Annotated in this window: 4 protein-coding genes; 1 reads left to right on the top strand and 3 read right to left on the bottom strand. The window is 70.8% G+C overall.

Annotated features, from left to right (window positions below):
• Nucleotides 1-39 precede the first annotated feature (39 nt).
• The 3 genes from ACWGIU_RS20740 to eccD form a co-directional block, all read right to left on the bottom strand.
• Nucleotides 40-2,262: a polyribonucleotide nucleotidyltransferase gene (locus tag ACWGIU_RS20740; RefSeq protein WP_453707848.1), complete on the bottom strand. Its 2,223-nt coding sequence runs from the start codon at nucleotides 2,260-2,262 to the stop codon at nucleotides 40-42.
• A 306-nt stretch (nucleotides 2,263-2,568) separates the two neighbouring features.
• Nucleotides 2,569-2,856 carry a 30S ribosomal protein S15 gene (gene rpsO, locus ACWGIU_RS20735; protein ID WP_030718724.1) on the bottom strand — a complete coding sequence of 96 codons (288 nt, stop codon included), beginning with the start codon at nucleotides 2,854-2,856 and terminating at the stop codon, nucleotides 2,569-2,571.
• Nucleotides 2,857-3,041: 185 nt separating this feature from the next.
• Nucleotides 3,042-4,562, bottom strand: a complete 1,521-nt coding sequence (eccD, locus tag ACWGIU_RS20730) for a type VII secretion integral membrane protein EccD (RefSeq protein WP_453707846.1) — start codon at nucleotides 4,560-4,562, stop codon at nucleotides 3,042-3,044.
• 196 nt (nucleotides 4,563-4,758) lie between these two features.
• On the opposite strand from eccD, the gene eccCa reads away from it, so the two are divergent.
• Nucleotides 4,759-8,715 (top strand): type VII secretion protein EccCa, encoded by a 3,957-nt coding sequence (eccCa, locus tag ACWGIU_RS20725; protein WP_453707844.1) that lies wholly within the window; start codon nucleotides 4,759-4,761, stop codon nucleotides 8,713-8,715.
• The last annotated feature ends 17 nt before the right edge of the window (nucleotides 8,716-8,732 follow it).

The following is an 8,732-nucleotide window of genomic DNA, read 5'->3' as shown; positions in this document are numbered from 1 at the left end:
CCGAAGAGGGGCGGGCCGTCACACGGGAACTACGCGACATCACTTGTCGGAGTCGTCCTTGTCAGCGTCGTCGCCGGCGGCCTCGCCGTCGATCACGGGGATCAGGGAGAGCTTGCCGCGCTGGTCGATCTCGGCGATCTCGACCTGGACCTTGGTGCCGACCGCGAGCACGTCCTCGACGTTCTCCACGCGCTTGCCACCGGCGAGCTTGCGGATCTGCGAGATGTGCAGGAGGCCGTCCTTGCCGGGCATGAGGGAGACGAAGGCACCGAAGGTGGTGGTCTTGACGACCGTACCCAGGTACCGCTCGCCGACCTCCGGCATGGTCGGGTTGGCGATGGCGTTGATCGTGGCGCGGGCGGCCTCGGCGGCCGGGCCGTCGGAGGCACCGATGTAGATGGTGCCGTCGTCCTCGATCGTGATCTCGGCGCCGGTGTCCTCCTGGATCTGGTTGATCATCTTGCCCTTGGGCCCGATGACCTCACCGATCTTGTCCACCGGGATCTTGACGGTGATGATCCGGGGGGCGAACGGGGACATGGCGTCCGGCGTGTCGATCGCTTCCATCATCACGTCGAGGATGTGGAGGCGGGCGTCGCGGGCCTGCTTGAGGGCCGCGGCCAGGACGGAGGCCGGGATGCCGTCCAGCTTGGTGTCCAGCTGGAGGGCGGTGACGAACTCCTTGGTGCCGGCGACCTTGAAGTCCATGTCGCCGAAGGCGTCCTCCGCACCGAGGATGTCGGTGAGGGCGACGTAGTGCGTCTTGCCGTCGATCTCCTGGGAGATCAGGCCCATGGCGATACCGGCGACGGGGGCCTTGAGGGGCACACCGGCGTTCAGCAGCGACATGGTGGAGGCGCAGACCGAGCCCATGGACGTCGAACCGTTGGAGCCGAGGGCCTCGGACACCTGACGGATCGCGTAGGGGAACTCCTCGCGGGTCGGGAGGACCGGCACGATCGCGCGCTCGGCGAGCGCACCGTGGCCGATCTCGCGGCGCTTCGGCGAACCGACGCGGCCGGTCTCACCGACGGAGTACGGCGGGAAGTTGTAGTTGTGCATGTAGCGCTTGCGGGTCACCGGGGAGAGGGTGTCTAGCTGCTGCTCCATGCGGAGCATGTTGAGGGTGGTGACGCCCAGGATCTGCGTCTCGCCACGCTCGAACAGCGCCGAGCCGTGCACGCGCGGGATGGCCTCGACCTCGGCGGCGAGGGTACGGATGTCCGTGATCCCGCGGCCGTCGATGCGGACCTTGTCCTTGATGACGCGCTCGCGCACCAGGGCCTTGGTCAGGCTGCGGTAGGCGGCGGAGATCTCCTTCTCGCGGCCTTCGAAGGCCGGGAGGAGCTTCTCCGCGGCGATCTCCTTGACGCGGTCCAGCTCGGCCTCGCGGTCCTGCTTGCCCGCGATGGTCAGCGCCTGGGAGAGCTCGCCCTTGACGGCGGCCGCGAGGGCCTCGTACACGTCGTCCTGGTAGTCCAGGAAGACCGGGAACTCGCCCTCGGGCTTGGCGGCCTTGGCGGCCAGGTCGGCCTGGGCCTTGCAGAGGACCTTGATGAAGGGCTTCGCGGCGTCCAGACCGGCGGCGACGACCTCCTCGGTCGGCGCCTCGGCGCCGCCCTTGACGAGGGCGATGGTCTTCTCGGTGGCCTCGGCCTCGACCATCATGATCGCGACGTCGCCGTCCTCCAGGACGCGACCCGCGACGACCATGTCGAAGACGGCGTCCTCGAGCTCGGTGTGCGTCGGGAACGCGACCCACTGGCCGCGGATCAGCGCGACGCGGACGCCGCCGATCGGGCCGGAGAAGGGCAGACCGGCCAGCTGGGTGGACGCGGACGCGGCGTTGATCGCGACGACGTCGTACAGGTGGTCGGGGTTGAGCGCCATGATCGTGGCGACGACCTGGATCTCGTTGCGCAGGCCCTTCTTGAAGGACGGGCGCAGCGGGCGGTCGATCAGGCGGCAGGTGAGGATCGCGTCCTCGGAGGGGCGGCCCTCACGGCGGAAGAAGGAGCCGGGGATCTTGCCGGCCGCGTACTGCCGCTCCTCGACGTCCACCGTCAGGGGGAAGAAGTCGAGCTGGTCCTTGGGCTTCTTCGACGCGGTGGTGGCGGACAGCACCATCGTGTCGTCGTCCAGGTAGGCAACGGCGGAGCCGGCGGCCTGGCGGGCCAGACGGCCCGTCTCGAAGCGGATGGTGCGGGTGCCGAAGGAACCGTTGTCAATGACGGCCTCGGCGTAGTGGGTCTCGTTCTCCACTAGCGTTTTCTCCATTTTCGTCGTCTCCGTCCGCCGCCCGTGTGGCGGGGGACGGTTGCGGAGAAGCGCTCCTGGCGTGCGGGCCGGTCTTCGATCGAAGCACCCGGTTCGTTGCCCTTCGGGGCATTCCGGGTGCCACTACCGAGGACCGGCGGCGTGGGAGGGCGCTCCTCCTCTTCAGTTGTGCACGTCTCGTCGTCGGACGTACACGTGCGTCCGTTCCAGACTACAAAGGGTCCGGTCCGTCCCGCACGTACAGCAAAGGGAGCGGCCCCCGGATGTGGGAACCGCTCCCTTCACGGCGTCTTACTTGGCGCCGGCCGCACCGCGGCGGATGCCGAGGCGCTCGACCAGCGCGCGGAAGCGCTGGATGTCCTTCTTGGCCAGGTACTGCAGCAGGCGGCGACGCTGGCCGACCAGGATCAGCAGACCACGACGGGAGTGGTGGTCGTGCTTGTGCGTCTTGAGGTGCTCGGTCAGGTCCGAGATGCGGCGGGAGAGCATCGCAACCTGGACCTCGGGGGAGCCGGTGTCGCCCTCCTTGGCACCGAACTCGGTGATGATCTGCTTCTTCGTAGCGGCGTCGAGCGGCACGCGTACTCCTCGTATTAGGTCTTCGTTGCCACCGAGTGCCCCAGGTCTGAGTCTCTGGGGGGCTTCCGTTACTCGGGAGGCGGGGTCCGCTGAGCGCAGTCCACAGATCCTCTTGTCGAGGAGTCCGGGGGACGCGTACACAAACGGCCGTCACACAGCGTACCAGGCTGCCGCTCCGCCACGTCTCAGCTCGTGAGAGACCTGGCGCGGGAGTAGACGTCCAGCACGGCCAGGGTAAGGGGTACGAGGCTGAGCAGGACCGCCGCCTCGGTGAGGTCGAGCAGTCGCCCCCAGAAGGGTGACAGACCCTTGCGGGGAATGACCAGCGCAATTCCGGCGAGGAGGGCGGCGCCGGCCGCGACGGCGGCGGTCAGCCAGATCGTACGGAGGTCCAGGCCGCTGCTGTCGTGCTTCAGCAGGAGGGCTTCGAGCAGGTCGGTCGGCGGGTGCAGGGCCATGCCCAGGATCAGCAGGGCGATGGCGACGAGGCCCGCGGTCAGGGCGCAGACCACCTGGGAGGTGTAACGGAAGAGGCGGGCGCGCAGCAGCATCGCGAGGCCGGTGGCGAGCGCCAGCAGGCGGCCCCAGGTGTTCTCCGAGAAGCCGAGGACGGCGGCGGCGCCGACGGCGACCGCGGCGCAGCCGCCGACCAGGCCGAGCAGCATCTCGTGGCCACGGCGGGCCTGGGCGGCGATGGCCTCGGCGTCGAGGGCGGTACCGGCCCCCTCGTGCTGCTCGGGGCCGGTCTGCTCACCGTACGGCTCGGTGTCGTAGCGGTCCGGGGTCTCCACGTGATCGGTGTAGTCGTCCGTGGCGCTCTGCGGGGCGGCGTAGCCGATGGGCAGGCGGGCGAAGCGGGCGGAGAGGCCGGGGAGGAAGGCGACGAGGCCGATGGCGACGGGGGCGCAGACGGCGGCGGTATCGGTGGCGGACGCCTCGGTGGCGATGGCCACGAAGGTGGCGAGGGTTCCGGTGGCGGCGACGAAGGTTGCCGCAACGAAGGGGGCGTCACCGCTGGGGGTGAGCGCGACCAGGGCGACGGAGGCGACCAGGGCGCAGACGCAGCCGAGCAGGAACTGGAGGCGGCCGGGGCCCTGGCCGACGGCCGGGGCGATGATCCCGGAGCCGGCGATCATCAGGTGCGGGAGGGCGCCGAGGCCGAGCGCGACGGCGGAGAGGCGGTCGCGGTAGACCCGGGCGCGCACCCCGGCGACGGCGGTGAGCAGGATGCCGACGGCGCCCGCGATGATCCCGGGCAGGCCGTGCATGTCGTGGCGCAGCGGGTCGGCGTACCAGAGGACGAAGCCCAGCATGACGAGCAGCACGCCGGCGCCGGCCAGGCCGGCACCGCGCAGCATGTCGTCGCTCCAGCGGTGCCGGTCGCGGACGACGGCGGAGGCGACGGCGTCGGAGACGTCGTCGAACACGGCGGGCGGCAGGGACTCGGCGAACGGCCGCAGGCTCAGCACCTCGCCGTCGAGCACCTGTTGGCCGGCGAGGGTCCGGGCGCCGTCGAGGACGGTGCCGGAGCGGCGTACGAGGTGGAAGCCGGTCGGGGCGCCCACGGGCTGGGTCTGGCCGGTGAGGCGCAGCAGCTCGGGGTAGACGTCGGCGACGGCGATGTCCTCGGGGAGGGCGACGTCGATGCGACTGTCGGGGGCCACGACGGTGACCCTGCAAAAACCCGTCGTCCCGGCCGTACTCACCTGTGTGACCCCCCTGGTTGGCGCCCGCACCGGCGGACGATTCGCGGATGCGCATGCTGCGCGCGCCACCCTACCGGGCTTATGACCGACTGTCGGCAAGTAGGATCACCGTCGCGTGGGGGAGACCCCCTTCGCGCCCGGGACTTGGGGGCGCCGGTTGCGACGTCCCGTCCGTTTTCGAGGGATTGATGCTCCGGTGAGCCAGATCGTCGTCAAACGCCCGCCGCGGTCCCTGCCGCCTGAGGTTCCCGCGGAGGAGCTGCGGCTGGAAGCTCCGCCCGAACTTCCGCGCGGGCAGCAGGAGGGCATGCTGATGCAGCTCCTGCCGATGCTCGGCATGGGCTCCTCCGTCGTCTTCTTCTTCATGCCGGGCGCGGCCCCCTTCATGCGCATCATGGGTGTGCTGATGCTGGCGTCGACGGTGGCCATGGTCGTCGCCCAGTTGGCGCGCCACCGGCGCGGTACGCAGGGGCAAATGGCCGATGTGCGCCGGGACTACCTCAAATATCTCGCGCAGACGCGTCGTCAGGTACGCAGGACCGCGCGGGCGCAGCGCGACGCGCAGCTGTATCTGCACCCGGCACCCGAGCAGTTGTGGTCGGTGGTGGCTGAGGGCTCGCGGCTGTGGGAGCGGCGGGTCGGCGACCAGGACTTCGGCCAGGCCCGGGTCGGGCTGGGCGCGCAGCGTCTGGCGACCCCGCTGGTGGCGCCGGATACCGCGCCGGTGGACGAGCTGGAGCCGCTGACCGCGGGCGCGATGCAGCGGTTCCTGAAGGTGCACTCCTCGCTGGACGGGCTGCCGATGGCGCTGTCGATCCGCGCCTTCTACCACGTCACGGTGTCCGGGGAGCCGGAGTCCGCGCGCAGTACCGCGCGGGCGATGGTGGCGCAGCTGGCGACGCTGCACTCCCCCGAGGACCTGATGGTGGCCGTGGTGGCCGCGCCGGGTGCGGTGTCCTCGTGGGACTGGACGAAGTGGCTGCCGCACACGCAGGTCCCGGGCCAGGTCGACGGGGCGGGTACGAAGCGGCTGTTCGGTGATGACCTCGTCGAACTGGAGGGGCTGCTGGCCTCCCGGCTGGAGAGCCGGCCGCGGTTCAGCCGCGAGGTGTCCCCGGTGCTGGACCAGCCGCACCTGGTGGTCGTGCTGGACGGTGGCATGGTGCCGCCGGATTCGGTGTTCGCGGCGGCCGAGGGCCTGCAGGGCGTCACCATAGTGGAGGTGGTCGCGGGCGAGCTGGACGAGCAGCGCGGCGGACTGTCGGTCGTGGTACGGCCGGGCCGGCTGCGTCTGGAGTCGGGCGCGGGGGTCGCGTACGAGGGCGTGCCGGACACGCTCTCGCTGCCCGCGGCGGAGGCGCTGGCCCGGCAGCTGGCGCCGATGCGCACGGGCGGCGGGGACGACGACGAGCCGCTGCTCGCCAATCTGGACTTCACCGACCTGCTGAACCTGGGCGACGCGGCGGCGGTCGACGTGGCGCGGACCTGGCGGCCGAGGTCGGCCGGTGAGCGGCTGCGCGTGCCGATCGGTGTCGGCGAGGACGGCGCTCCGGTCATGCTGGACCTGAAGGAGGCCGCGCAGGAGGGCATGGGTCCGCACGGTCTCTGTGTGGGCGCGACCGGTTCGGGCAAGTCGGAGCTGCTGCGCACGCTGGTGCTGGGTCTGGCGGTCACGCACACCTCGGAGACCCTGAACTTCGTACTCGCCGACTTCAAGGGTGGTGCGACCTTCACGGGCATGGGGCAGATGCCGCACGTCGCGGCGGTGATCACCAACTTGGCGGACGACCTCACCCTCGTGGACCGCATGGGTGACTCGATCCGCGGCGAGCTGCAGCGCCGCCAGGAGCTGCTGCGTTCGGCGGGCAATTACGCCAACATCCACGACTACGAGAAGGCCCGCGCGGCCGGCGCCCCGCTGGAGCCGCTGGCCTCGCTGGTGCTGGTCATCGACGAGTTCAGCGAGCTGCTGACGGCGAAGCCGGACTTCATCGACATGTTCATCCAGATCGGCCGCATCGGCCGATCGCTGGGTGTGCACCTGCTGCTGGCCTCGCAGCGCCTGGAGGAGGGCAAGCTGCGCGGTCTGGACACGTACCTGTCGTACCGGATCGGTCTGCGGACCTTCTCGGCGGCGGAGTCGCGGACCGCGATCGGTGTGCCGGACGCCTACCACCTGCCGTCGGTGCCCGGTTCGGGCTACCTGAAGTTCGGTACGGACGAGATGACCCGCTTCAAGGCGGCGTACGTCTCGGGCACCTACCGCTCGGGCGGGCCGGACCTGTCGGTGGGGCAGTTCCCGGTGGAGCGGCGGCCCGCGCTGTTCACGGCGGCCCCGGTGCCCGTGGTGTACGCGGCCCCGGACCCGGCGTATCTGGCGGCGCAGTCGGTGCGCGAGGACGACGCGCTGGCGGACACGGTGCTGGACGTGATCGTGAGCCGGCTGGAGGGTCAGGGGGTGCCGGCGCACCAGGTGTGGCTGCCGCCGCTCGACCAGGCTCCGCCGTTGGACCAGCTGCTGCCGGCGCTGGCGCCGAGCGCGGAGCGCGGGCTGCACGCGGACGGGTACACGCGGCCCGGCGGTCTCGTCGTCCCGCTCGGCCTCATCGACAAGCCCTTCGAGCAGCGGCGCGAGGTGCTGTACCGGGACTTCTCCGGTGCGGCGGGCCACATGATGGTGGTCGGCGGTCCGCAGTCGGGCAAGTCGACGCTGATGCGGACGCTGATCTCCTCGTTCGCGCTCACGCACACCCCGCGCGAGGTGCAGTTCTACGGGCTGGACTTCGGTGGTGGCAGCCTGTCGTCGATCGCCGAGCTGCCGCACGTGGGCGGGATCGCCTCGCGCCTGGACCCGGAGCGGGTCCGGCGCACGGTCGCGGAGGTGGGGGGCATCCTCAACCGCCGCGAGGAGTTCTTCCGCTCGAACAACATCGACTCGATCGGCACCTACCGGCGCCGGCGGGCGGCCGGTGACCTGCCCCACGAGCCGTGGGGCGACGTGTTCCTGATCGTCGACGGCTGGGGAAACTTCCGGGGCGAGTACGAGGGCCTGGAGCAGATCGTCACGGACATCGCCGCCCGCGGTCTGGGCTACGGCATCCACGTGGTGATCACCGCGGCCCGGTACATGGAGGTACGGGCCGCGCTCAAGGACCAGATGCTCAGCCGCCTTGAGCTGCGCCTCGGTGACACGATGGACTCCGAGTTCGACCGCAAGGTCGCGGCGAACGTCCCCACGGGGATGCCCGGTCGCGGCCAGGTCGCGGAGAAGCTGCACTTCCTGGGCGCGCTGCCGCGGATCGACGGCTCGCACGAGGCGGCCGACCTGTCGGAGGCGACGGCCTCCTTCGTGGACACGGTGAAGCAGAACTGGGTGGGGCAGGCGGCTCCGGGCGTCCGGCTGCTGCCGCGGCTGCTCCACTCGGACCAGCTGCCCAAGGGCGGGGAGTACCCCGGCCGCGGGATCGCGATCGGCATCGACGAGACCGACCTGGAGCCGGTGTTCGTCGACTTCGAGTCCGACCCCTTCCTCCTCGTCTTCGGCGAGAGCGAGTCGGGCAAGACGAACCTGCTGCGGCTCATCGCCAAGCAGATCTCCGAGCGCTACACGCCGGACCAGGCGCGTCTGGTCGTCGGCGACTACCGGCGAAGCCTGCTCGGGGCGCTGCCGGAGGAGCACCTGCTGGAGTACGCGCCGATGGCGAGCTCCCTGCAGATGCACATGGAGGCGCTGGGCGGGGTGTTCTCACGGCGGCAGCCGCCGACCGACGTCACTCCGCAGCAGCTGCGCGACCGCAGCTGGTGGACGGGCCCGGACGTGTTCATCATCATCGACGACTACGACCTGGTCTCCACGAGCCAGGGCAATCCGCTGGCGCCGCTGGTGGAGTTCCTGCCCTTCGCGCGGGACACGGGTGTCCGCTTCATCATCGCGCGCAACTCGGCGGGGGCCTCGCGTTCGCTGTACGAGCCGTTCATGCAGCGGTTCAAGGAGATGGGCGCGCAGGGCCTGGTCCTGTCCGGGGACCCGTCCGAGGGCGACCTGGTGGGTACGGTGCGGCCGCGTCCGTTGCCGCCGGGCCGGGCCTACTTCGCCTCGCGCAGGCGGGGTACGTCGCTGGTCCAGCTCGGCCGGATGCCGGGCGTCATGTAAGCCGTTCCGGCGGTGGC

This window comes from Streptomyces sp. NPDC054840, assembly GCF_053611065.1.
This window is presented reverse-complemented; position numbering and strand designations above follow the sequence as displayed.